The 24,834-nt window shown below is 50.6% G+C and carries 17 protein-coding genes, 1 tRNA gene and 1 pseudogene; 8 read left to right on the top strand and 11 right to left on the bottom strand.

From position 1 onward, the window contains the following. Positions 1 to 45 precede the first annotated feature (45 nt). The 3 genes and pseudogenes from QEP11_RS16135 to QEP11_RS19050 all read right to left on the bottom strand — a co-directional run. Positions 46 to 969 carry a hypothetical protein gene (locus tag QEP11_RS16135; protein ID WP_284337669.1) on the bottom strand — a complete coding sequence of 308 codons (924 nt, stop codon included), beginning with the start codon at positions 967 to 969 and terminating at the stop codon, positions 46 to 48. A 116-nt stretch (positions 970 to 1,085) separates the two neighbouring features. After that, on the bottom strand, positions 1,086 to 1,598 hold the full coding sequence (locus QEP11_RS19030; protein ID WP_349816783.1) for a tyrosine-type recombinase/integrase: 513 nt from the start codon (positions 1,596 to 1,598) through the stop codon (positions 1,086 to 1,088). Positions 1,599 to 1,742: 144 nt separating this feature from the next. Next, a pseudogene (locus QEP11_RS19050) lies at positions 1,743 to 2,285 on the bottom strand (tyrosine-type recombinase/integrase); the annotation flags it as partial. A gap of 906 nt (positions 2,286 to 3,191) precedes the next feature. Here QEP11_RS19050 and QEP11_RS16145 point away from each other — a divergent pair. After that, positions 3,192 to 3,629: a pyrimidine dimer DNA glycosylase/endonuclease V gene (locus QEP11_RS16145; RefSeq protein ID WP_284337671.1), complete on the top strand. Its 438-nt coding sequence runs from the start codon at positions 3,192 to 3,194 to the stop codon at positions 3,627 to 3,629. A 51-nt stretch (positions 3,630 to 3,680) separates the two neighbouring features. On the opposite strand, the gene sbcB is transcribed toward QEP11_RS16145, so the two are convergent. The 5 genes from sbcB to dnaE form a co-directional block, all read right to left on the bottom strand. After that, positions 3,681 to 5,129 carry an exodeoxyribonuclease I gene (gene sbcB, locus QEP11_RS16150; RefSeq protein WP_284337672.1) on the bottom strand — a complete coding sequence of 483 codons (1,449 nt, stop codon included), beginning with the start codon at positions 5,127 to 5,129 and terminating at the stop codon, positions 3,681 to 3,683. Between the two features lie 165 nt (positions 5,130 to 5,294). Further along, positions 5,295 to 6,737: a cardiolipin synthase gene (gene cls, locus QEP11_RS16155; RefSeq protein ID WP_284337755.1), complete on the bottom strand. Its 1,443-nt coding sequence runs from the start codon at positions 6,735 to 6,737 to the stop codon at positions 5,295 to 5,297. Positions 6,738 to 6,864: 127 nt separating this feature from the next. After that, complete coding sequence (gene clpA, locus QEP11_RS16160) at positions 6,865 to 9,207, bottom strand: ATP-dependent Clp protease ATP-binding subunit ClpA (protein ID WP_284337673.1); 2,343 nt, start codon at positions 9,205 to 9,207, stop codon at positions 6,865 to 6,867. A gap of 62 nt (positions 9,208 to 9,269) precedes the next feature. After that, on the bottom strand, positions 9,270 to 9,638 hold the full coding sequence (clpS, locus tag QEP11_RS16165) for an ATP-dependent Clp protease adapter ClpS (RefSeq protein WP_284337756.1): 369 nt from the start codon (positions 9,636 to 9,638) through the stop codon (positions 9,270 to 9,272). A gap of 110 nt (positions 9,639 to 9,748) precedes the next feature. Next, complete coding sequence (gene dnaE, locus QEP11_RS16170; protein ID WP_284337674.1) at positions 9,749 to 13,297, bottom strand: DNA polymerase III subunit alpha; 3,549 nt, start codon at positions 13,295 to 13,297, stop codon at positions 9,749 to 9,751. A gap of 198 nt (positions 13,298 to 13,495) precedes the next feature. Between dnaE and QEP11_RS16175 the strand changes: the two genes are divergently transcribed. After that, on the top strand, positions 13,496 to 14,290 hold the full coding sequence (locus QEP11_RS16175; RefSeq protein WP_284337757.1) for an outer membrane protein assembly factor BamD: 795 nt from the start codon (positions 13,496 to 13,498) through the stop codon (positions 14,288 to 14,290). A 120-nt stretch (positions 14,291 to 14,410) separates the two neighbouring features. Then, positions 14,411 to 14,487 (top strand) — tRNA-Val (locus QEP11_RS16180). A gap of 117 nt (positions 14,488 to 14,604) precedes the next feature. On the opposite strand, the gene QEP11_RS16185 is transcribed toward QEP11_RS16180, so the two are convergent. After that, the gene (locus tag QEP11_RS16185; protein ID WP_284337675.1) at positions 14,605 to 15,666 is read right to left on the bottom strand and encodes a pirin family protein; all 1,062 of its coding nucleotides are present in this window, start codon (positions 15,664 to 15,666) and stop codon (positions 14,605 to 14,607) included. A gap of 318 nt (positions 15,667 to 15,984) precedes the next feature. After that, positions 15,985 to 16,887: an NADP-dependent oxidoreductase gene (locus tag QEP11_RS16190; RefSeq protein ID WP_284337676.1), complete on the bottom strand. Its 903-nt coding sequence runs from the start codon at positions 16,885 to 16,887 to the stop codon at positions 15,985 to 15,987. Positions 16,888 to 17,044: 157 nt separating this feature from the next. Between QEP11_RS16190 and QEP11_RS16195 the strand changes: the two genes are divergently transcribed. Then, positions 17,045 to 17,941 carry a LysR substrate-binding domain-containing protein gene (locus QEP11_RS16195; RefSeq protein ID WP_284337677.1) on the top strand — a complete coding sequence of 299 codons (897 nt, stop codon included), beginning with the start codon at positions 17,045 to 17,047 and terminating at the stop codon, positions 17,939 to 17,941. A gap of 598 nt (positions 17,942 to 18,539) precedes the next feature. On the opposite strand, the gene QEP11_RS16200 is transcribed toward QEP11_RS16195, so the two are convergent. Further along, a complete protein-coding gene (locus QEP11_RS16200) occupies positions 18,540 to 19,136 on the bottom strand; it encodes a recombinase family protein (RefSeq protein WP_284337758.1) in 597 nt (198 codons plus the stop codon). Between the two features lie 221 nt (positions 19,137 to 19,357). Here QEP11_RS16200 and QEP11_RS16205 point away from each other — a divergent pair, with 221 nt between their 5' ends. The 4 genes from QEP11_RS16205 to QEP11_RS16220 all read left to right on the top strand — a co-directional run bounded on the left by QEP11_RS16205 (position 19,358) and on the right by QEP11_RS16220 (position 24,829). Then, positions 19,358 to 20,692 (top strand): EAL domain-containing protein, encoded by a 1,335-nt coding sequence (locus tag QEP11_RS16205; protein ID WP_284337678.1) that lies wholly within the window; start codon positions 19,358 to 19,360, stop codon positions 20,690 to 20,692. 139 nt (positions 20,693 to 20,831) lie between these two features. Beyond that, positions 20,832 to 21,392, top strand: a complete 561-nt coding sequence (locus tag QEP11_RS16210; RefSeq protein WP_284337679.1) for a fimbrial protein — start codon at positions 20,832 to 20,834, stop codon at positions 21,390 to 21,392. Between the two features lie 73 nt (positions 21,393 to 21,465). Beyond that, complete coding sequence (locus QEP11_RS16215) at positions 21,466 to 22,218, top strand: fimbrial biogenesis chaperone (protein WP_284337680.1); 753 nt, start codon at positions 21,466 to 21,468, stop codon at positions 22,216 to 22,218. Between the two features lie 16 nt (positions 22,219 to 22,234). Then, positions 22,235 to 24,829, top strand: a complete 2,595-nt coding sequence (locus tag QEP11_RS16220; RefSeq protein WP_284337681.1) for a fimbria/pilus outer membrane usher protein — start codon at positions 22,235 to 22,237, stop codon at positions 24,827 to 24,829. Positions 24,830 to 24,834 lie beyond the last annotated feature (5 nt).

The following is a 24,834-nucleotide window of genomic DNA, read 5'->3' on the forward strand; positions in this document are numbered from 1 at the left end:
TCTATAGCATTATGCAAGCAGAGTTAGAAGCTTGCCTGCTGGATTCTAACTCTGCTTGCAGAGTTCTAAATCCCATTCCCGGCACCATCTTTGGATAACCTCGGAGCTTTCCAATTGCTCATATTTACCCAGCATGTCCCTAGCAAATGCTGATTTGCTCTTGTACCTTTCAGGATTGCTTTTCCAGATATCCCAACATTCGCGCACTTGTTGCTTTGCAGACTGTTTTGGATCTTTGGCAAGCTTTTCGGATGCTCCTGCCTGAGCATCACGCCTTCTGATTTCTTTGGCGATCCTCTCAGCTATAACAGTTACAGCATTGGCAATATTCCGTAAATCACCTTCAGTTTTATTCAATTCCTCCGCAGACATTTCCTTTATCGCATCAATTCCTTCTTCAATTTCTTTTAGCTTTTCGTAGTAAGTGTTTGCTCCAGCTCGAAAAAAACGCCTTACACGCTCTGAATGCCTGATTACATCACTACGCTTCGCTATAAACTTTTTCCCGTAAATGAGTGAATCTTTATTGAGGTCTATAACTATAGCAAGATCCCCAAGTGCTTCTTTTATTTCTTTGTTTTTTACAATGAGATCTATAAGTTCATCGCACAGAAAACGACTGTCTTTAGACAGACACGCGTTCTCCACACTCGATGCTGTCACTACCCCTCTGATTAGTCCCGATCTTTCACATATAGCTAAAAAATTATCTATTGCATCGTCTACTGTTTGTCTATATTTAGCATACTGAATAAACAATCTGTTTTTAGCAGATTCAATTATTGTGACTTCCTTTGAGAGTTCATTTCTTTTAGGATTTATTGCAACCTGAACTTTTCTCTTTCTCTTTTTATTTAATTTTCTTGAGTTTACACTTTTTTCACACAGAAAAGAATCTATGAATTTTCTATATTTTTTCTCGGGTGTAATTTCATCAAAATTTTCATAGTAAAAATTTTCAGAGCTCATATCTACTCTCAAATTGAAATTAGTTCTCAAGCGAATCTTATGTTTTTTCAAACAGGATTATCTCAACACCTCTATTTAGCCTTTCGAGGCAATCGTTCCACCATTGTGTCATTGCTTTAAAGTTTGGCATAAGTGCAGAATCTCGCCCACTCTGTCATCATCTCTGCACGCTTGGTGAATAAATCCCCGCGCCTGTAGGCCGCCTCCACAGCATTGCCGATGGTGTGGGCCAATGCCATCTCTGCTACTTCACGCGGGTAGTTCGTGCGTTCTGCAGCCCAATCGCGGAATGTGGAGCGCATTCCGTGCGGAACAGCATCCAACTCCATGCGGCGCATAACTGCAGTAAGAGTCATATCGGAAAGCACTCCACCACGCGGTGCAGGAAACACCAACTCAGTGCCTTGTATGCGTGACAAGCAGGCTAAAAGCTCTAAGGCTTGGAGCGACAAAGGGACACGGTGCTCTTTCCCTGCTTTCATTCGTTCAGCTGGCACAGTCCACACGGCTGCATCCATGTCTATCTCTTGCCACGTAGCTCCACGCACTTCACCCGAGCGGGTAGCAGTCAGCACCAGGAACTCCAGTGCACGCGGCGCAATTCCTTTACGCTGTCGCAGCGCAACCATGAAGCCAGGCATTGCATCAATTGCTAGGGCTCTGTGATGGATTACCGGCGCGATCTTTGCTGGGGTTGCTAATAGTTTGTCTAGGTGCCCACGCCAGCGAGCCGGATTCTCTCCTTCCCGGAAACCTCGCACCTTGGCCCAATCCAGCACCTGTTCTATACGGCCACGAAGCCGTTTAGCTGTCTCAGTTTTTTCTTTCCAGATGGGCTGCAGGACATTCAAAACATGAGCTTGTCCAATCTCGCTGACCTGCAACTTCCCTATGGATGGAAAGGCGTAATTTTCAAGCGTTGCAAGCCACTGCGCTCTGTGCTTCAGGTTGCGCCACTCATCGCTTTTAGCATCTATCAACGCCATACCTGCTGCCTCAAAGGTGATGCTTTTAGCCTGTTCGGCTCGCAGCCTGCTTTTTGCCTGTTCACGTTCAAGAATTGGGTCTATACCTTGATCTATTTTTGCGCGAGCTTCACGTGCTTTTTCTCTGGCCCCTGCAAGCGTCACATCAGGAAAGCCCCCCAACCCCATATCGCGCCGTTTGCCACCAATAGTTGCCCTCAAAATCCATGAGCGCGCACCACTGCGAGTGATCTGGAGGTATAAACCGGAGACGCCTCCAACAGCATGCATACCAGGCTCTTTCAACCGGTTAACAACCAGTGCTCCAAGCTCTGTAACTTTTTGACGCATTTTTCTTCCGTCGAACTATTGACCGTTTTTCAGACCCATCAATCCACCCATCAATTAATGAGAGATTAAACACGACTTTAGACGATTACGGGAGACAAATGAATAGCAAAGAGTTTTTTACAGCAAAGGCGAAATGAGACTTTCTGAGGTTTTGCGATTTTCTATATCCGCAGACGCCCCTTCCGCCAGAATTACTGCAAAATCAATTAATTGCATAAAAAACCAGATGGCATCCTCTCATGTATGCCAACACAAAATGCCCGCTTCTGGGGGCTTTTTGTGTTTAACACTGTCAGCAGCCACAGATGCCAAAAGCTGACCACTTTTAGTACGACAAGCGCCTGTGTGAAAACACCGTAACAAAAGATGGGCTGCAACCACAGCTAAGTTGTGCAGATCACCTGTGCAGCACCAAATCATTGCTGCCTCCAAAGCTTGCTCGCATTCCTTCTCTTCTGCAAACAACATGGAGTCAAGTGTGCAGTCTGCGTTTCTGCAACCAGGTCTTGTCTGCAATTTTTGCGCTGCGAATCTAGAAACCTCTTCTGCAGCCTCGTCGGGTGTTGCCCGATTCAGGCCTCGCCGCGCCTCACCTTTCGCTATTTGTTGTTCGCTGCCAAGTGGCACCGCCATCGCACAGAACTCTGGGAGCTAACCGCAAGCTCAAAGATCACAAAAAGCATGTGCAACAAGAACAGTGCCTTGCATGTGCCTGCCTGAGATGAGAGAAAGCGCTGCCTTACCTTGGATTGTTGATAGCACCAACTATAGCGCTCGTATATCTGCACCCTCTCAGCTTCATACGGGTGAGAGACAAACCAAGCCTGGAATGCGCTATGCCCGAACTCTCGTCAAGAAGATACTTGTATCCAATCGGCAGGAGGAACTCTGAAGAGAGCAAGCACAATGCGTGTCATGCGTATTTGGTCACTACACCCCCGCTATCTTGATCCCCAAGGCCTGGTTGCCTTATGGCGTGAGACCCTGTTGGCCCAGGCAGTGCTGCACGGGCACACCAAAGGGTACACCAACCATCCACAGCTACAACGCTTCAAATCCCATGCCCAGCCACGCGTTGCTATTGCAAGCTATCTTCACGCCGTACATGCGCAAGCCATTCAGCGCGGCTACAAGTTTGATGCCAGCAAAATTCTGGAGGCCTCCCAGGCAACACCCATAGCAGTCACCACGGGGCAGCTGGACTATGAATGGCAACACCTGATGAACAAGCTACACAAGCGCAATCCAATGTTGCATGCGCAATGGCATGAGGTGCAGCAACCTGAAGTACACCCCTTGTTTGTACTTGTGCCTGGAGAGGTTTCTGACTGGGAGATACGTTGAAACAGCCTCAGTCATCGGTACGCTTCACAGCGCACCCCTCGGATCGCAACCTTACATTTCCGGCACGATGCTTTCCGCGTAATCGTAGAGCGCACCCAAGATTTCTTCTGCCTGCTCGTCTTCCACCGTTTCTGACAAGGCGTCAATCTCGGCAAACATCTGCTCAGCCGTACGAGCACCTCCCTCACCTTCGATCAAGGCAGCAGCACAGCGCTGCTGCCAGCGGTACTGCTCTTCTGCGGTCAGGCTATCAGGCCAGTTGCGCGCGCGCCAGCGAAACACCAACTCAGGCAGCCGCATATCGTCAAAACCGGTGCTGTCCACTGCCAGCTCCACTGGCGACAATCCACGCAGCTGCGTCAGCCGGCGGCGGTCTGCGGGTCCCACGAAACCGTTGTACAGGTCTTGATCCACATCGTTAGGGCCATGACCATCCAACTTGGCATAGACCTGCTTCCACAATGCACTCATGTCAGGCAAGGCGCGTGCCTTGACCGAGTTATCAATGCACAGCTGCACATCCATGCCCCACTTTGCCGCCATTTCCGGGGACAGGGTTTTGAGGTTGCGCACCACCATGGGTGACTTGTTGATGTGAATGCTCTTGATGGGCAGGCGCGTCATGCCTTCAGGCAGGTCTGCGGCCTTGGTGAACATCCGCAGGCGCAAGGTATCCGCATCCAGACTGGCCAGCTCACTGGGGTCTGCATTCAAATCCCAGCAGACCACCTCATTCTTGTTCGTGGGGTGCTGGGCCAGTGGCCACATCATGGCAATGCAGCCGCGCTGCGGAGCGATCATGCCAGTCACGTGCAGAAATGGTCGTGCATCAACCGGCTGCGCGGGCAAGCCCATTTCGTGAAGCACCTTATCTTTTTTGCGCAGGCCAAAGGCAAATTCAAACAGCTTGGGCTGGTGCTGCTTGATCAAGCGCGCCAAAGCAATCGTGGCACGCACGTCACTGAGTGCATCGTGAGCTTGCTCATGCACCAGACCGTTCGCACGTGCAAGGTCTTCCAGCTTGAACGATGGACTGCCATCTTCTTTGGTCGGCCAGACAATACCTTGCGGGCGCAGCGCATAGACCATACGCACGACATCGAGCAAATCCCAGCGGCTGCAATCGTTTTGCCATTCGCGTGCGTACGGATCAATCAGATTGCGCCAGAACATGAATCGCGTAATCTCATCGTCGAAGCGGATGGTGTTGTAACCCACACCCACCGTACCGGGTTGACTGAAGGCTGTCTCCACCACTCTAGCGAACGCATCTTCAGGCACGCCCTCCTGCAAGCACTGCTGGGGTGTGATGCCGGTAATCAAACAGGACTGCGCACTGGGCAGGTAATCAGGCGCGGGCTGGCAAAACAGCATGATGGGTTCACCGATCTCGTTGAGATCCATGTCCGTGCGAATTGCCGCAAACTGCGCGGGGCGGTCATAACGAGGGTTGGCACCAAAGGTTTCGTAGTCGTGCCAGAGAAAGGTGAGTTCAGCCATGGCATGGAGTATGCCTTCTTGCAGCCCGATGTTGCGCCTTGTGGCGGCAACCCAGCATTACAAAGCCACTACAGCATCAAAAAGCATGACCCAATGCACAGCCACAAGGCGATACCATGGTGCCAGTACATGAAGTGCCAGGCAGCTCTGGTGTGGCATCCACACTCAAAGCAAAGGCGACATCAGGCGCGCCAGAGAGTCACCCAGACGCTGCCAGAAGCTCTGGGGTCTTGCGTAACCCACTCGCCGTGCATGTTTAAGGTCTTCCAGAAACTGTTCGTCCAGTTTGGCAGCGAACTCCTCGCCATACACCACCGCGCAGACTTCGTAGTTCAGGCGGAAACTGCGGTTGTCGAAGTTAGCCGTACCGATGATACCCACCATGTCATCAACCACCATGGTTTTGGAGTGCAGCATGCTCTGGTGATATTCAAACACCTTCACCCCCGCGCTGATCAACTCATCAAAATACGAGCGCGCTGCTGCAGTCACAATTTTGGAGTCTGACTTTTCAGGCACCAGAATGCACACATCCACACCACGCAATGCCGCATTCGTCAGAGCCAGCATGGCGGCCTCAGTGGGCACAAAGTAAGGAGTCGTCAGCCACAGTCGCTTATGCGCCGCGTGAATGGCAGAGACATGCACCCGGTGAATGGCTTCCATGCTGCTGTCAGGTCCCGACGCCATGATTTGCACCACCTGATCTCCATCCGGCAGCTCGGGCAGCAAGGCATTCAGATCACTGGGCTCATTTTTGCGGTTGTAGTCCAGTGCGTAGCTCCAGTCCTCAAGGAACACCGTCTGCAACCAGTTGACCACAGGTCCCTCCAGGCGAACATGCACATCGTGATAGGCCTCGGGCAAGATACGTTTGTCTTCCTCATCGGTGATGTTGACCCCACCCGTGTAGCCAATATGGCCATCAATCACCACAATTTTCCGGTGACTACGAAAATTGATCACCGGCCGAACCCGACGGCCGAACTTGGTGGGATGAAACAACGCAAACTCACCGCCAGCCTCTTCCAGCAAACGGTAGTGCTTGCTGGAAAGCCGTTTGGAACCCAAGGCATCGACCAGCAAGCGCACGGCGACACCAGCCCGTGCTTTTTCGCACAAAAGATTGATGAGCCCCAGGCCGGTCTCATCCGGCTCAAAAATATAGTACTCAAGATGGATATGGTCTTTTGCTTGGCGCACTGCATCCATGATGCTGTCAAACGTAGCTGCGCCCCCAACCAGCAACTCCACCTTGTCGGCAGTGCTGACCGGGAAGTTGGTGGAAGCGGTCACCAGCTTGACCACCTGGTGCAGACGTTCAGGCGCCTCAGGCACTTTTTCCCTCAGCCGCGCAATGCTCCCACGCACCCGCGAGCGGCGGCGACTGCGCAGACGCCGCAAACGCTGTCGTTTCAAGCGCCGAGGGCCAAGAAAATAATAAATGCCGATTCCCACCACAGGAATCACCGCCATCGATAGCAACCAGCTGAGCGTAGCAACCGGGGCACGGCGCTGCAGCAAAATCCAAACGCCCACAACGACCACATACACCGTCCAGAGAATGGACAGTGTCACCATGACATGCTCACGATTGAACCACTGCATGATTGTGCCCACATCACCTCCTGCAAATACTTTGCTGCCAGACTGTATCTTGTTGGCGCCCGCTAAAAACCAATAGACATAAAAAAGCCGACAGCTTGTCGGCTGTCGGCTTTTTGCTGCATGGAATTTACTCCGATGCCGTGGCCTGCTCTGGTTCAGCAGGCTCTGACTTCCCCTCTGGCTTGGGTGCCGGGGTGATATCCAGCAGGACCTCACCCTTTCCTTCATTGGCTTCGTCGTCCCAATCCACTTCCAGACGACCGCCGTCAACCAGACGACCAAAGAGCAACTCATCAGCCAGCGAGCGGCGGATGGTGTCCTGAATGAGACGCTGCATGGGACGTGCGCCCATGGAAGGATCAAAGCCTTTGGCGGCCAGATGCTTGCGCAGCTTGTCGCTAAAGGTCACATCGACCTTCTTCTCAGCCAGTTGCTGCTCCAGCTGCAGCAGGAACTTGTCCACCACACGCAAGATGATTTGCTCGTCAAGGGGCTTGAAGCTGACGATGGCATCCAGACGGTTGCGGAACTCCGGCGTGAACAGGCGCTTGATGTCCGCCATTTCATCGCCAGCCTGCTTCTGCGTCGTGAAACCCATCACCGACTTCTGCATGGTCTCTGCACCTGCATTGGTCGTCATGATGACAATCACATTCCGGAAATCGGCCTTGCGCCCGTTGTTGTCCGTCAACGTGCCGTGGTCCATCACCTGAAGCAACACGTTGAAGATGTCAGGGTGGGCTTTTTCGATTTCATCGAGCAGCAGCACAGAATGCGGCTTCTTGGTGACGGCCTCGGTCAGCAGGCCACCCTGGTCATAGCCCACATAGCCTGGGGGCGCACCAATCAGGCGACTCACGGCATGGCGCTCCATGTACTCCGACATGTCAAAGCGAATCAGATCCACGCCCAGAATGTAGGCCAGTTGCTTGGCAGCCTCGGTCTTGCCCACGCCCGTGGGGCCGCTGAACAAGAAGGAGCCAATTGGCTTTTCTGGCTTGCCCAGACCCGAACGTGCCATCTTGACCGCACTGGCCAGCACTTCAAGAGCCTTGTCCTGACCAAACACCACACTCTTGAGATCACGCTCCAGCGTCTGCAGCTTGCTGCGATCATCGTTAGAGACGTTGGCAGGCGGAATGCGCGCAATCTTTGCCACTATCTCCTCAATTTCGGTGCGAGTGATCGTGCGCTTGCGCAAATCTGCCGCTTTCACGCGCTGGGCTGCGCCCGCCTCATCAATCACGTCAATCGCCTTGTCTGGCAAATGGCGGTCATTGATGTACTTGGCAGACAGCTCAGCCGCTGCTTGCAATGCTTCAGGTGCATACTCCACGCCATGGTGCTCTTCAAAGCGAGGTTTCAGACCTTTGAGGATTTCAATGGTCTCAGGCACGCTAGGCTCCACCACATCCACTTTCTGGAAGCGGCGAGACAGTGCAGAGTCCTTTTCAAAGATGCCACGATACTCGGTAAAAGTGGTGGCACCAATGCATTTGAGCTGGCCGCTGGACAGCGCAGGCTTGAGCAGATTGGAGGCATCCAAGGTGCCACCCGAGGCAGCGCCCGCACCAATCAGCGTATGGATTTCATCGATAAACAAAATCGCATTGGGCTTGTCACGCAATGACTTGAGCACGCCCTTCAGACGCTGTTCAAAGTCCCCGCGATACTTGGTGCCTGCCAGCAAAGCCCCCATGTCCAGCGAATAGACCACGGCCTCTTCCAGCACTTCAGGCACGGTGCCTTCGGTGATGCGCCATGCCAGGCCTTCAGCAATCGCTGTTTTACCCACACCAGCTTCACCCACCAGCAGCGGGTTGTTCTTGCGGCGACGGCACAGGATCTGGATGGTGCGCTCGACTTCGTAGTCACGCCCGATCAACGGATCAATCTTGCCTTCCTTGGCTGCCTGGTTCAGGTTCTGGGTGTACTGCTCCAGAGGAGAAGCTTTTTCCGAGCGCTCGCCCCCCATGCTGGCACTTTCTTCCACCTCTGAGGCAGAGTCGGCTTTGGCAGGCTCTGGAGGGTCACTCTTGCGAATGCCATGGGCAATGTAATTCACCACATCCAGGCGCGTGACACCTTGTTGATGCAGGTAGTACACGGCGTGTGAATCCTTTTCACCAAAGATGGCGACCAGCACATTCGATCCGGTCACTTCCTTTTTGCCATTACCTGTGGATTGCACATGCATGATGGCGCGCTGAATCACACGCTGGAAACCGAGTGTCGGCTGCGTGTCCACTTCTTCAGTGCCAGACACCTGCGGGGTGTTGTCTTTGATGAAGTTGCTCAAGGCTGCACGCAAATCATCAATGTTGGCTGAGCACGCACGCAGCACATCCGAAGCGCTGGGGTTATCCAGCAGCGCTTGCAGCAAATGTTCAACGGTAATGAATTCGTGGCGCTGCTGACGAGCCTCCACAAATGCCATGTGCAAGCTGACTTCCAGTTCTTGGGCAATCATGTACGAACTCCTTTGTGCTTGCGGTTTATGAGACTGTGTCTATACATCAGGGCGAGCACCATTTATTCAATAGGCTCGCTCACAGCTTGCAGCGGATGGCCTGCTTGCTGAGCAGCTTGTAATACCTGCTCCACCTTGGTAGCAGCAATATCACGGGAGTAAACGCCGCAAACGCCACGTCCGTCCAGATGGATTTTGAGCATGATTTGCGTAGCCTGTTCCCTGTCTTTACTAAAGAATTCTTGTAACACCACGATGACGAACTCCATAGGAGTGAAGTCGTCATTGAGCATGACAACCTGGTACATCGGTGGAGGCACAATCTTCTGGGTGCGCCGTTCCATGACGACCGAGTTGCCATCATCCTCATGTTTGATCTGGTCTGGCAATGAAGGGCGATATGGAGGTTGTTGGGTAGCCATGAATTTCATTCTAGCGATCAGCCCAGAGACATTTTTCATAGGTGTATTTGGGCTGACAAAGGGAGATTTCAAGAAACTTCTTGTAGGACAGCGTAAGTTGATGACCTACAGGGGGCAGATTAGGCACCGCGCCAGACTATTTGGCAGCCTTTGCTCCCTGTTTCTGCACGCCAGGCAGCCAAGGCCGCATCACTGGGATAAAACCTGTGCTTGTCGCCCATATCCAGTTCGGCCACCGCAGCGACACCATCGGCTTCACAGCGCACACCCAGGCGAATGCGCATTCCATGGCGCAATTCACCCTCATCGGTGGTTTCAACTTTGGCTGGAAACTCGCGCAGCAAGCGCTGCACGTCGGGCAACTTTTGTGCCGCATCCACTTGCAGATAGCGTGCAAAGCGGCAACGCGCATCAGCGAGACTGAAGACCTTTTGTGCTTTCACACGCAAGCCTCCACTGAAGTGGTCGTGCTGTACACGTCCGCTTAAGACCACAAACTCGTCGTCTTTGAGCAAGTCACTGTGCGCATTCAACGTCGCCTCGTCAATGGACGCCTCCAGCACCGTGCTCTTGTCATCCAGCTTGAACAGGCAGAGCTTGCCGCGTTGACCATTGATGACCCGCAACTCACTGACAATGCCCGCCAACAATTGCGGTTCACGGCTATCACCCAGCTCGCTCAACGGTGTGCGTATGAAGTTGCGCACTTCATGCTCCACTTCATCAAACAAATGACCTGAGAGGTAAAAGCCCACAGCGGTTTTCTCTTGCGTGAGACGCTCTTTGACGCCCCAGGGCAAAACCTCAGCCAACGCAGGCTCCTGATTGCTTGAGCCCTGGGCGTCATCGCCCATCATGTCAAACAGCCCGCCTTGGTTGGCATTGGCAAGCTGGGCATTGGCGTATTCAAAGGCAGTGTCAATGGAGGCAACCAGGGCCGCACGGTCCAGGTGAATACTGTCGAAAGCGCCTGCTTTGATCAACGCCTCCAACGTGCGCTTATTCAGTTTGCTGCGGTCCACGCGTGCGCAGAAATCGCACAGACTCTTGAATGGTCCCTTCACATGGCCGTCAGGGCCAACGCCCTTGCCTTCACGTGCAGCCACAATGGCCTCAATCGCCTGCTGCCCCGTTCCCTTGATGGCCCCGAGTCCATAGCGAATCACTTTGTCTGTGACCGGCTCAAAACGGTGGAAGCCACGGTTAACGTCCGGCATCTCAAAGGTCATGCCCTGCTTGAGCGCATCTTCGTACAACACCTTGAGCTTGTCGGTGTTGTCCATTTCCACGGTCATATTGCCGCAGTAAAACTCAGCGGTGTAGTGCACCTTGAGCCAGGCCGTGTGGTAGGCCAGCAATGAGTAAGCTGCCGCGTGCGACTTGTTGAAACCGTAGCCCGCAAACTTTTCCATCAGGTCGAAAACTTCGCCTGCCTTGTTCTCGTCAATGCCCTGCTTTGCCGCGCCCTCACAGAAGATGGCACGATGCTTGACCATCTCCTCCACCTTCTTTTTACCCATGGCACGGCGCAGCAAGTCGGCGCCACCCAGCGAGTACCCCCCCAACACCTGCGCGGTCTGCATCACCTGTTCCTGGTAAACCATGATGCCGTACGTCTCGGACAACACTTTTTCCACCAGGGGGTGCGGGTATTCAATCTCTTCACGTCCGTGCTTGCGGGCCACGAAGGATGGAATCAGGTCCATGGGGCCCGGACGGTACAGGGCATTCAGCGCAATCAGGTCTTCCAGGCGTGAAGGCTTGGCGTCACGCAGCATGCCCTGCATGCCACGCGATTCAAACTGGAAAACCGCTTCCGTTTTGCCTTCCTGGAAAAGCTTGTACGTCGGGTAATCGTCCAGTGGAATTTCTTCAAACTTGAAGTTTTCCTGCCCCTTGTGGCGCTTCATGATGAATTCGCGCGCAATTTCCAGAATGGTCAGTGTTGCCAGCCCCAAGAAGTCAAACTTCACCAGGCCAATCTGTTCCACGTCGTCTTTGTCGAACATCGCCACTGCCGACTCGCTGCCTGGCTGCTGGTACAGCGGGCAAAAGTCGGTCAGCTTGCCCGGAGCAATCACCACACCGCCTGCGTGCATGCCGATATTGCGTGTCATGCCTTCGAGCTTTTGCGCAAGCTCAATCAGATTCTTGACGTCTTCTTCCTGCTCGATGCGCTGCGCCAGAATGGGTTCGGCCTCGATCGCATAGGTGTATTTGTCACCCTCCTTCTTGGGGTTGGGCGGATACTTCAGCGTGACGTGCAGCCCCGGCTTATTGGGAATGAGCTTGGAGATGCCATCACAGAAGGTATAGCTCATGTCCATGGCGCGCCCCACGTCACGAATGACAGCACGCGCGGCCATGGTGCCAAAGGTTGCAATCTGGCTAACCGCATTGCGCCCGTAACGGTCCTTCACGTAGTCGATCACGCGGTCACGGTTAGCCTGACAGAAGTCCACGTCAAAGTCAGGCATGGATACGCGCTCTGGGTTCAAGAAGCGCTCGAACAGCAGGTTGTAATAAATGGGGTCGAGGTCCGTGATCTTGAGCACATAGGCTACCAGGGAGCCTGCCCCTGATCCACGGCCCGGCCCCACAGGACAGCCATTGTTCTTGGCCCAGTTGATGAAGTCCGCCACGATCAGGAAGTAACCTGGGAAGCCCATCTTCAAGATGATGCCCAGCTCGAACTCCAGCCGCTCCACATACTCCGGTCGCTTGCTGTTGCGCACCGCAACATCTGGGAACAGCAATACAAGACGCTCTTCCAGCCCCTCATACGAAGCATGGCGGAAGTACTCCGCGATGCTCATGTTTCCGGGCGTTGGAAAGTCGGGCAAATAATAGGTGCCAAGCTTGAGGGTCGCACTGCAGCGACGCGCAATTTCCAAGGTGTTTTCGATGGCAGACGGTACATCGGCAAACAACGCCTCCATGTCCGCACTGGATTTGAAATACTGTTCGCGCGTAAATCTGCGCACCCGCTTGGGATTGGCCAGCACTTCGCCCTCAGCAATGCAAACGCGCGTTTCATGGGACTCGAAGTCATCCGGCTTTGAAAACTGAATAGGATGCGTCGCCACAACTGGCAAGTTCATACGGGCAGCCAGTTGTACTGTTTGTGCTAACAGTCGCTCATCCTCCGCCCGCCCGGCACGCTGCAACTCCAGGTAGAACCGATGCGGAAACATGTTGACCAGCTGTAGCGCAACGTCAGCCGCACCCTGGCTATCACCGCGCAGCAATGCCTGCCCCACAGGGCCAGCATTGGCTCCTGAAAGCAAGATCAGGCCATCGCCCAATTCGCGCAACCAGTCCCACTTAAAAAAAGGTTGCGCCTGCACTTTGGAGACATTGCCGGTCCAGCCACGCGCCAGGATTTCCGACAAATTGTGATAACCCTGCTGGGTTTGCACCAAAACCAGCACCCGGCTGGTCGCCGCATCCGGCCCGAAGCCTTCCATGTTGAGCTCGGCACCCAAAAGCGGCTTCACGCCTTTGCCACGACAAGCTTTGTAGAATTTCAGGCTGCCGAACATATTGTTCAGATCGGTCAAAGCCAATGCTGGCTGCCCATCTGACGAGGCAGCGCTAACGACATCATTGATACGACAAGTTCCATCAATGACGGAAAACTCAGAGTGCAGGCGCAGGTGAACAAACATACGCGCCATTGTAGGAACACCCTGCCCCTTGTGCCCCAACTTCTTTACAAGTCCGTATCAATTTCAGGCCGCACAATCCCTGGCGAATCAAATATTTCGCCCTATACAATGCACCACGCATTGCAGACTGCGCCAAGCTAGTTTGATGCAGTCTCCATACTGGAACTTATGACAACCTCTGCTCGAAAGCTGTTCGACATGCCGCGTATTTCAAGTCCTGTTCTTGCTGTTGTTTTTACGGCTGCCCTGATGGCTGGCTGCTCCTCGACCAAAGAAGACCCAACTGCAAACTGGACACCTGACCGTATCTACACAGAAGCACGTGACGAGGTTCAGGCTGGCGGCTTTGACAAGGCCGTGCCTCTGTTTGAAAAACTGGAAGGCCGGGCTGCCGGTACGCCTTTGGCTCAGCAAGCCCAAATTGAAAAGGCCTACGCCCAATACAAGGCTGGTGAAAAGGAACAAGCGCATGCAACACTGGATCGTTTCATCCGCTTACACCCCGCCAGCCCAGCACTGGACTATGCGCTATACCTCAAGGGCTTGGTGAACTTCAATGACAACCTGGGCATGTTCTCCTGGCTGTCGCGCCAGGACTTGTCCGAGCGCGACCAGAAAGCAGCCAAAGATTCGTACGAATCCTTTAACGAACTGGTCTCACGCTTTCCACAATCTCGCTATGCACCCGATGCACGCCAGCGCATGACCTATATCGTCAACTCGCTGGCGCAGTACGAAGTCCACGTTGCACGTTACTACTACAAACGTGGCGCCTATGTCGCCGCCATTGCGCGCGCGCAAACCGCGCTGGCTGACTACCAGGGCGTTCCAGCTTCGCAAGAGGCCCTGGACATCCTGATCAACTCATACGACAAACTGGGCATGAACGATCTGCGCGATGATGCCAAACGCGTGCGAGAGGGGAACTTTGCCGATGCGCCTGACGCCACCGCTACGCCAGCCAAGAAAAGCCCGTGGTGGAAACTGTGGTGAGTCTGAGCTAAGCTGGGCCTCACCCAGGCATGCACAAGCAACGGGAATTTTCTTTAAAAATTCCCGTTTTTCATTTTTGGCACGTAAATTGCCGCTATAGTTGCGGCTTCGAACAAACACAGGCGCGTAGCTCAGTTGGTTAGAGCACCACCTTGACATGGTGGGGGTCGTTGGTTCGAATCCAATCGCGCCTACCAGACATCGCAAGCATTCACCAATGCCTGCAAACAAAGATGCCCGCTTTTTAGCGGGCATCTTTGTTTTTGAAGTTAAAGAACAAACACCTCGCAGTCAATCAAGGATAAAGCTCAGCTTCACTTGTTGGCAGGCTTTTCAAGTTCTGCCTGCCCTGCATAGCGTGCAAATCGCTCAAAGCCTGGGCCGTGCATGGGCTGGCGCGAGTCCCAGGGCCAACCACCAAACTGTGTGCGCTGAAAATCGCGTTTGGCCTGTTGCAACTCTTCAATCGTGTTGGTGACATACACCGTGGAACGAACAACGGGCTCATTCAGTGGCACACCTTGCATGAGCATCATGCGCACCACGCCAGAACCGGGGTTGTTGAGCGGCAGACTGGTCTGCGCAACTACGCGCACACGTCGATTGCCGCCTACGGGCTGACCATCCACCTGCAAGCTCCCCCCTTCATACACAAACAATGTGCGCTGGGTCTGCGTGAGCTGCGCAGCAGGCAAGACCAGCCGTGCACCGGGAGCCAGCGTAATCATCCAGATGGCAAGCTCCGAATGCGGATCAGCCGCCCAGGTATTCTCCGTGGGTGAAAGCGCCTTTATGACAGCGCCGTCTTCGTGCTCATGAGGGCGATAGTGTCCGGCAATAATTTTTACTTCCGCGCCAGCATGCGTGTACTGTGGAATTTGCTCCTTCCACAGCATCTTGTACTCAGGGTGCACCAACTTCTTTCGCCCAGGCATATTGAGCCAGACTTGGAAAAGCTCGAATTCATTGGGCTGCTCCTGGTACAGCAGAGGAAAAATTTCTGCGTGCTGAATACCTTCTCCAGCCGTCATCCACTGCACATCACCAGGGCCATAGCGACCACTATTGCCCAGGGAGTCTGCGTGATCGACAAAGCCTTTTTGCAAGATGGAAACCGTCTCCATCCCTCTGTGGGGATGATTCGGAAAGCCAGGCATACCATCCGCGCCAGCATAGAGGCTGTAACCATCAGGATTTGCATAATCACGCCCCGCCGGATGCCCCACACGCAGGCTTTGAGGCACAGCATATGCGTCATCACCGGCAGGATAGTGCTCAATATGATGGGCGCAGACCAGAAATGGATCCACCCCCTGCCAGGGTTGCGTAAGTTCAATGCATTCCAGAATGGGGTTGTCGCCAATCGGATCAATCATTCTCCAGGCCCTAGGTAGGTTACGAATACTGATGGATAGCGGCATACCCAGCGCCGCGAGCTAATGCCATTTGGTCATCAACACCAAGCCCGTCTGACCCCGTCACTTCACATCAGCCTCGCTGGCAGCAGGTCTACAAATCTCACCGCGCAGCTTTCACAGCATCCATCTTGACTGGCTTGCGCATGCTTCACAAGAACCCTAAGAGTTTCAGGCAGCTCGCTTTGCATCAACCACCCGACGCAAGCTCTCAGTCTTCATCATCACGGCCACCGCACATAATTCAGATGGAAATCGTTCATGCGCATGCCCATGGGGTTAAAACGTCAGCGCAGTTTTCCCTCTGTTATGGCCTTGCAAGATGGCACCAAACGCTTCATGTGCTTGCGCGAAAGGATAAGTTTTGCTGACAGCCCAGCCCAAACGCCCTTGCGCAACCCCATCCACAACATGCTGAAGATTGGCTGGATTACGCTGCACCCATACCGGCTTGATCTGCGCAGAAGAGAGCCTTCTCCCCGCGATGGTTCCCATAAAGCCTTGTTCTGCCACTGTTGCCAACGAGGCCTGTGCCGCCTCTTCAGTACCTGCCATATCAATGGATGCATCAAATGGCTCGGGATGCACGGATTTCAGACGTTCCACCAGACCAGGACCATAAACAACCGGCTTTGCGCCCAGCGAACGCAAGTAATCTTGATTGGCAGCCGAAGCCGTGGCCACCACATCAATGCCACGCTCTTTGGCCAACTGGACTGTGATGGAACCAACTCCACCAGAAGCGCCATGGATCAGCAGAGAGCGAACATCGCCAATTTCATCCAGGATGGTCATCGCAGTTTGCGCTGCTCCCGCCAAGGTGCCTGCAACCTCCCAAGACATAGCCTCGGGCTTGGCAATCAAATTAGCGACGGGCACATCAATGATGGTTGCGTGCGTAAATGAGCCACCCGAGCCCAAGACCTCATCTCCGACTTTCCATGAGCTGATACCAGGAGCATTGATTGCAACAATCTCTCCAGCGAACTCTGTACCAAAAGTTTGTGGCATGGGAGCGTGGCGGAACTCTCCAGTCATGCGCCTGGCATCGATCGGATTGATGCCAGCGACCTTGACCCTGATGCGCGCCACACCTGCCGTTAACTGCGGCAGTTCAACCTGCGCGAACTCAAGAACCTCTGCCTGTCCGTAGGACTTGGCCATCAAGATAGTGCTTTGCATAACGTCTCCTGTTGGTACAAAAACAATGAATGACCTGCATGTTAAGCAGCACTAAAACCCCAAAATGCGCCAAAATTGGCCGCCACTGTTTCATTTTTTATACAAACAAGCATTGCTTGACGCCTTTTCAGAAGACGAGCCAACATAGATATCGACCATGCATGATCTAAACAGCCTGAAGATTTTCTTAGATGTCGTGAGTGCGGGCGGCTACACAGCAGCACACCGTAAGACAGGCCAGTCACGTGCAACACTTAGCCGCCACATCACTGAATTGGAAACAGCTTTGGGCGCGCGCCTTATTGAACGCAGCACACGCAGCTTCAAGCTGACTGAACAGGGCCACATTCTTTACGAACGCAGCCAGGATATCTTTGCCCAGGTGGACGATGCCATCGCCATGGTTGAAAACCTGCAACGCGAGCCCAGTGGTGTCGTTCGCGCTGCAACCCCCCCCTCGCTCATGCACTTGCATCTAGGCAATGAGATCCTGCGCTATATGCAGACCTATCGCCAAGTCCGCGTTGAACTGGAAGTATCAAATCGGCAGGTGGACATCCAGAACGAAGATGTGGACTTTGTGATTCGAGCACGATCACAAATGGACTATCCACAACATTTTGTACCCGTAGTACTTGGGCGCATGAAGCTCAGCCTGGTGGTCCATCCTTCATGGGTCAAGGCTTTCAAGTCAACCTTGAGAGAAACGCTGGAACATGTTCCTACCGTTGCCTGGAAAACCTCTGGCGCACATAGTTCATGGCAATTGATTGCCCAAGACGGCATGGCAGTAGATGTACAAATTCACCCACGCCTGATGGTCAACGATCTAGAGACTTTGCGCGATGCAGTTTTGCAAGGCATAGGCATCGGCATGATTCCGCAAGTCTATGTGCGCGAAGATATTGCCCAGGGACGCATGATCGAGGTCGCTCTTGATCTGATCCCTCCGACAAGCACCATCCACGCCGTGCATCTGGGCCGCAAAGGCATGCGTCCTGCTGTGAGACATTTGCTGGATTGGCTCAAGGGCGTGACCCAGCATTTACGCTAGATACAAGCGCGTAATACCCTGTGCGCAAATTCGATAAACAGTGATAGTCAATCACCCAGGTTCATTAACCCAGAAAACCCGTGATTAAACGGCGTTAAAGCCCACCTGCGCATACAAGCCAGTTCTTCAGCAAAATCCACTGTCCTTCACAAATTCTGCATCGGGGGGATTCAAAAAAAATCTGCTTTTGTGGAGTCGCAGAAATCTCCCAGCTAGATCTTGTGCCAAGAAATGAGAGTGCATATTGGAAGGTAGACACTTCAAATACCAGCATTTTCTTACATTGGAAGAAAGCACACCTTAAATCCTTAGTAAACAGCATGCATTTAAAGCATGCTGAGATGGTATTTTGGAGGCGATGGTTCAAATTCAGTCAAGCATTGATATAAATCAAATTATTGCTAGAACTTTATCGACCCTTTACCCTCCATAACCCAAGCACGCAAAGCCCCAACCATTAGAAAGCTGATAGTACCGATATCTTATTTATTTACTAGGAAATAATTTCCGCCGAGTCATAGCGCACCTCCTCACTTTTCAATTCCTGTGACAGCCTTTTGCTAGGCAATCGGCCTTCTTATTCTGAGTGTCCTGCGGACTAATCGTAGGTCTCGAGAGCGCTTTCCTGGTGCTCCAGCACGGCCATACGCTTCAGGCCTCTCATTATGGTTCGTGGATGAACCTGCAGGTCTGCCGCAATTTCGTTGATAGATGCCTGTTCACTGCTCAACCTACGGTTTACTTCATCAAGTTGAGAGGAAGTCAGTCGGGGCTGTCTGCCAAGTCGCTTCCCATTGGCCTTGGCGGCAGCCATACCCGCTCGGGTGCGCTCACTTATTAGCGACCTTTCAAACTCCGCAAGTGCGGCCATCATGTGAAAAACCAATCGTCCGCCAGAAGAGTCCGTATTTATATGCTCGGTAAGAGAATAAAAGGCTATTCCACGCCGCCCAAGGCTTTCAAGCAATTTGACAAGGTTGAACAATGACCTGCCGAGGCGATCAAGCCTCCAGACAACAAGCGTATCTCCAGGCTTCAAGCGAGAAAGTGCCTTCTCAAGGCCGGGCCGCGATGCAACCCCGCCAGAAATGCCGTGGTCACTATAAATCTTGTCACAACCAAGACTCTCCAGCGCCTGCAGCTGGAGGGTAAGACTTTGCTCTTCGGTAGAAACACGTGCGTAACCGATCATCATTTTCAAGACGATTCCAAAAGTTATCAGCTAAGTTTCTGTAACGCCGAGTGAAAACGTATGTAAACACCAACATACAGGTGTCACAAAGCGTTACCTCAATGCTGAGAAATTGACAAAATGGATCCTTTCCCTACCAGCATTACCGCCACTAGTAAATGACTTAGTACAAATAACTCACTCACTTGGTGGATCTACTCTGACACAGTCGATCCATTATGTACATGACAAATTTATTAACCCGACGATGGAGGTGGACGTCAAATACGAAAGCAAACATTTGTCACACCAGCGAAAAGGTCATAAACGTTACGTCCAAGCAACAACTTTTAGTCCTGGTTGAACTGCGCAACCATGACCATTTGGAGGTTGCCTACGGTACTGCTTTCGCACGTGCAGCCCTGACAGAAATGCTGTTGCGTCTAAACGCCTTTGGAGGCAAGGTTTACAACCTTACAAACAGACGCTTCTTTGTTGATTTGGATACAGATTTTTTATTGACAAAATTCGTCAAATCTGTTTCAAAAAGTGGAAGCAACGTAATTTCAAATCTGGAACTGGCGTTTGCCACAACTCCTTTCGATTACAAAGACACACAAGCTTTGCTCGTCGTCAGCATTGAACGTGTTGCTTTGGATAGATGGAATGAAGCTACAGCCTTGAACCCAGAAATACACGAACTTCGTGGCTTAGACGCCCCCCCCTCCCACCCTGCACCATGTCAATACGGACTCATTTGGCAGTCCAATTACCAAGCCGACATGAAGTTGGCACTCTTTTTCATTGAGTCTTTAGCAAAGCAGCAAGCAAAGCTCGTGCTACAGCCAATAGCTCCCTCGACACATACTAAAATTTCGAGAAACACACATTCAATTTACTGTAATGATGACAACGCATGGATTTATTACGAAGCGTTGGTGCGGTTTGAACAGACTACTGAAAATCCGCCCATCAACGCTGGCACACTGATTCCCGCATTGGAACGCTTAGGCCTTATTCAATGGCTTGACCTGGTCGTATTGTCGTCAGCAATAGAACACCTGCGCAATGACCTGACTCTGCACATCGGATGCAACCTATCATCGCTAAGCCTTATTCCAAAAGCTAGTTGGTGGAATAACGTTTTTGAGAAACTGCAAAGCCATCCTTCAGTGGCATGCAGACTAACGCTGGAAATAACCGAGACAGCACCGATATCTGATTTAAATCTTGCTTTGTCCTTCTTAAAGAAGCTGAGACAACTGGGCTGCCACATCGCTATTGATGATTTTGGTTGTGGGCATACACGATTGGATTTTGTACGTGCAGTCAAGCCCGATTTAATCAAAGTTAGTGGAAAGTTAATCCAATCAGCAGCGGCCGATAGAAATCTCTTAAACGAGTTGAAGTGTTTCAAGGATCTTGCCTCTTCACTCTCAAAAACGGTTATTGCAGAGGGCATTGAAGGGCCAGCCGAGCTGAGTATTGCGGAAGAAATTGGCTTTGATGGACTACAAGGCTACGGTATAGCACGGCCTTCTGAAGAAAGTAAAGTTATCAACCTAAAACTTCCTGGATAAAAGTTATATTTTTTTAAACTTAAACATTATTTAGCAAAAATAATGCAAGAAACGAAAGGAGAGTATAGAGATTATTAATATTATTTGAGTACCCACGATAAAAAATTATATGTTATTAAAAATTTAAAGGAATCACAAGTTGCATACTACTCTCAAATTCAAAACCATTTCAACAATAGCTGCCACATTAAGTGTGCTAGTCACATCTAGCCTCGCATTTGCAGCCAACACAATTACCTTCAATGGTGAAGTGACTGACCAAACTTGCGAAGCTGTCATTGACGGCACGACCGAACCAACTGTGGTGCTTGACAGCGTCCCAGTTGGAGATTTGACTGGACAAGTTGGCAAAGTAGCGGGCGAAACACCTTTTACACTTCGTCTAACAGGCTGCCTAGCACCAGTTGCAGACGAAACTTTCTCCGTACTGTTCCAGTCAACCAACGCCACTGCTGCGGGTAATCTGGTTAACACCGCCGCAAATGGCGCACAAGGTGTTGCGTTGCAACTTCTGGATGCTCCAGCGGGTAATGTAATTTCACTAGCTGGTGGCACAGCTTCTCCTGCAGGAAATATTGTCCTACGCGCAGGAGAGACAGCCACTTCCTATGACTATGCTGTTCAGTATGTATCCGAAGATGCAGTTGTCACAACAGGTCCAGTAGTCGGGACAGTAACGTACACCCTTCGTTACGAGTAATTTTTATTATTCTCTGAGGCAATATCTTGCTTATGCAGGGTGTTGCCCTCATGAAAAGTCGAAGAGAAATAAAATGTTTTACATCATATTAAATAAAATTAAAGTTTTTTCATTTTTTTGTTTTTTACTCTTCTCTTTCACCAGCGTTTCCAACGCTAGTGTAGTAATATCTGGAACACGCTTAATATATAATTCTGAAGACAGTGCAAAAACTATTCAATTGAATAATAAAGATGTATTTCCCAATGTAGTTCAAGCATGGATAGACGTTGGAGATGAAGAGTCATCTCCAGAAAATTCCAAAGCTCCATTTTTCTTGAGCCCAGCAATTTTCAGGATGGACGCAAACAGCGGGCAAAATCTTAGAATAATATTCACTGGCAGCGAATCACTACCTGAGGACAGAGAGTCACTATTCCATCTCAACGTCTTGCAAATTCCGCCACGCGACATTAAAAAATCCAATAAAAATCAAATGCTTCTGATGCTAAAAAATCGTCTAAAGTTATTTTATAGACCCAAAGGCATTTCAGGCAATCCTTCAGACTTATCAAAAAATATTATTTTCAAACTAAATCATAACAATAATATCTGGAGTATTGACGTAGAAAACAAATCAGGCTATTTTGCTTCATTCGGCAATGCGGAAGTTGAATATCAAGAGGGTAGAGCCACCTTAAAACATAGCATGGTAGCTCCGTACTCAAAAAAGACCTGGGAATTTGATACTCCATTTAAAAAACCAGAAGGACCTATAAGCATACGTACCCAACTCATTAATGACTATGGGGCAAGAATAGATTTATCACAAAAATTAGATCATTAAGGTTATTAACAAGGGCATGTCATTTTACTCCACCAAGATTCAATTTATTTTTATTTCCACCCTATCAATAGCCGCCTACATTTCCAAGGCGGAGGCCGGAACATTCAATAACTCTGATTATCAGTTCGATGACACCTTATTAATGGGTTCAAACCTAGGAAAAGGCAGCATCTCTCGGTTTAATCAAGATGATGCATTGGATGAAGGCAGATATCACGTAGATGTTTACGCGAATGGAAAATTCATCTCAACAGATAGTATTTTTTTCAAAAAAGGCATTGAAAATGGAGAATTGGCACCATGCTTTGATGAGAATTTCTATTCTCAAAAAATTGGAGCCAAGCGAAAGATTGAATCAGACTCAATATCCTGCCTGGAGCCCTACGAGCGCCTTCCAGGTGCAACATTTAGCTATGATCAGACATCGCAGAGACTAGAACTCACAATTCCACAGTCAGAATTGAACATTCGTCCAAGCGGGTATGTTGATCCAGGAGACTGGGCTCCTGGAGAAACCATGATCTTCGCCAACTACGATGCCAGCATATACAGGTCTGAGTTCAATGGACTCTCATCTACAAATTCAAATTACGGATATATAGGCCTAAACAGCGGAATAAACTTCGGTCTTTGGCGCCTAAGACAACAATCTAGTTTTAATCACTCCAATTTTGGAAATTATTCATACAACAGATGGAATTCAATTCGCACTTACGTGCAACGGGCGCTACCAAGTTTGCGTAGCGAACTTACACTAGGAGACAGTTTCACGGATGGTCAATTATTTGGAAGTTTGGGATATCGAGGACTAAGAATTTCTTCCGATGATCGAATGCTACCAGCATCACACAGGAGCTATGCCCCAATCATTAAAGGGGTTGCCAGATCAAATGCAAGAGTTGTCATCAGTCAGAATACAAAGAAAATTTATGAAACTACCGTAGCGCCTGGGCCATTTATTATTAATGATTTATATGGAACCAACTACGCAGGTGATTTAGATGTTCAGGTTATAGAGACTGATGGAAGTATCAACTCTTTCACTGTGCCTTTTTCTTCTGTTCCTGAGTCGATGCGCCCTGGCCTTACTCGATATAGCTTTTCTTTGGGAAGTGCTCGTGGACGCGGTACTGACAATGATATATTTTCAAATATAACTTTACAGCGTGGACTAACGAATCAGCTGACAATAAACGCAGGAGCACAAGTAGCTGACGACTACTTGGCTTTACTTGGGGGGGCTGTTTTTGCTACAAAATATGGTGCGTTTGGTTTTAATACTACATTTTCAAATGCACGTGTAGAAAACAATGAGCGTAAGCAAGGCTGGCGAACAGGAGTCAATTACAGCCGAACTTTCTCCAGTACTGACACAACACTGACTTTGGCCGGATATCGATATTCAACTGAAGGCTACCGTGAGCTCAGTGATGTTCTCGGAGTAAGAAAATATTCTCATGATGAAAAAGTTTGGGACTCTGCCAGTCACAAGCAACGCGACCATCTTAGCTTACTAATAAATCAAAAACTTGGTGATTATGGAAGTCTTTATTTCTCCGGCTCCACAAGCTCTTATTATGGAGGGAAAAAGCACAATCGCCAAATTCAGTTTGGATATTCTAATTTTTATAGAAATATAAACTATAGTATTTCTTATACCAAGCAACGAACTACGCAGTACAGTCAACTAGATTACGACCCACTCCGACCAGAAAATATTCAGAATAATTTTAGCAGCCATGGCCGCAGTAACAACGTGTTGGCAATAACATTGACCTTCCCTCTTGGAAGTGGAAGTATGGCTCCATCGTTTCATACTACTGCAGCAAAAAGTTCGGGGGAGAGTTCTGCTACGCAGTACCAGACAGGTATCAGCGGAACCTTAGGAAAGGATCGCAATTTCAGTTATGGAATTAATGCTAGCCACGAAAACAACGGGGTCGGCAGCAACTGGAATGGAAATGTACAACAGCGCTCGCGTTTTGCAACTTTTGGGGCGGGATATGCAGACGGTAAAAATTATCAACAAGTCAATGCTAGCGTCCGCGGTGCTCTCGTCGCACACAGATACGGCCTGACATTTGGTCCATATGTAGGAGAGACCTTTGCGTTGGTTGAGGCCAAAGGTGCTCAAGGAGCTGCAATTCGAGGGGGGCAGGGTGCAAAATTTAATTCCGCAGGCTTTGCTCTTGCGCCTTCACTGACGCCCTATCGCTACAACCCAATCAGTATTGATTCAAAAGGAATCAATGAAAATGCTGAGATGGTTGAAACTGAAAGAAAGATTGCTCCATATGCTGGAGCAACGGTTCATGTAAAGTTTAAAACTGTTTTCGGAAAAGCTTTACTCATCAATACACGCATGCCCGAAGGCTCTCCAATACCTTTAGGAGCCGATGTATTTGACAAAAATGGTTCAAATATTGGCATCGTTGGCCAAGGAGGGCAAATCTATATTCGGACTGACGTGGACAAAAGCACACTCAAAGTGAAATGGGGAAACTCTGAGGATGAACAATGTGTTCTAGCATACGACATCAAGGGTAAAACTCAAAACTACGGAATCTTGCGGTTTGATGCGATTTGCATGCTTCATCAAAGCAAGAATTGATGGGT

The organism is Comamonas halotolerans (assembly GCF_030162935.1).
GTDB lineage: Bacteria > Pseudomonadota > Gammaproteobacteria > Burkholderiales > Burkholderiaceae_C > Comamonas > Comamonas halotolerans.

Bases quoted from the DNA above. Each gene is read 5' to 3' on its own strand.
- QEP11_RS16135 (WP_284337669.1), bottom strand. From the start codon at position 969: ATGAGCTCTGAAAATTTTTACTATGAAAATTTTGATGAAATTACACCC.
- QEP11_RS19030 (WP_349816783.1), bottom strand. From the start codon at position 1,598: ATGGTTGCGCTGCGACAGCGTAAAGGAATTGCGCCGCGTGCACTGGAG.
- QEP11_RS16145 (WP_284337671.1), top strand. From the start codon at position 3,192: ATGCGTGTCATGCGTATTTGGTCACTACACCCCCGCTATCTTGATCCC.
- sbcB (WP_284337672.1), bottom strand. From the start codon at position 5,129: ATGGCTGAACTCACCTTTCTCTGGCACGACTACGAAACCTTTGGTGCC.
- cls (WP_284337755.1), bottom strand. From the start codon at position 6,737: ATGCAGTGGTTCAATCGTGAGCATGTCATGGTGACACTGTCCATTCTC.
- clpA (WP_284337673.1), bottom strand. From the start codon at position 9,207: ATGATTGCCCAAGAACTGGAAGTCAGCTTGCACATGGCATTTGTGGAG.
- clpS (WP_284337756.1), bottom strand. From the start codon at position 9,638: ATGAAATTCATGGCTACCCAACAACCTCCATATCGCCCTTCATTGCCA.
- dnaE (WP_284337674.1), bottom strand. From the start codon at position 13,297: ATGTTTGTTCACCTGCGCCTGCACTCTGAGTTTTCCGTCATTGATGGA.
- QEP11_RS16175 (WP_284337757.1), top strand. From the start codon at position 13,496: ATGCCGCGTATTTCAAGTCCTGTTCTTGCTGTTGTTTTTACGGCTGCC.
- QEP11_RS16185 (WP_284337675.1), bottom strand. From the start codon at position 15,666: ATGATTGATCCGATTGGCGACAACCCCATTCTGGAATGCATTGAACTT.
- QEP11_RS16190 (WP_284337676.1), bottom strand. From the start codon at position 16,887: ATGCAAAGCACTATCTTGATGGCCAAGTCCTACGGACAGGCAGAGGTT.
- QEP11_RS16195 (WP_284337677.1), top strand. From the start codon at position 17,045: ATGCATGATCTAAACAGCCTGAAGATTTTCTTAGATGTCGTGAGTGCG.
- QEP11_RS16200 (WP_284337758.1), bottom strand. From the start codon at position 19,136: ATGATGATCGGTTACGCACGTGTTTCTACCGAAGAGCAAAGTCTTACC.
- QEP11_RS16205 (WP_284337678.1), top strand. From the start codon at position 19,358: ATGACAAATTTATTAACCCGACGATGGAGGTGGACGTCAAATACGAAA.
- QEP11_RS16215 (WP_284337680.1), top strand. From the start codon at position 21,466: ATGTTTTACATCATATTAAATAAAATTAAAGTTTTTTCATTTTTTTGT.
- QEP11_RS16220 (WP_284337681.1), top strand. From the start codon at position 22,235: ATGTCATTTTACTCCACCAAGATTCAATTTATTTTTATTTCCACCCTA.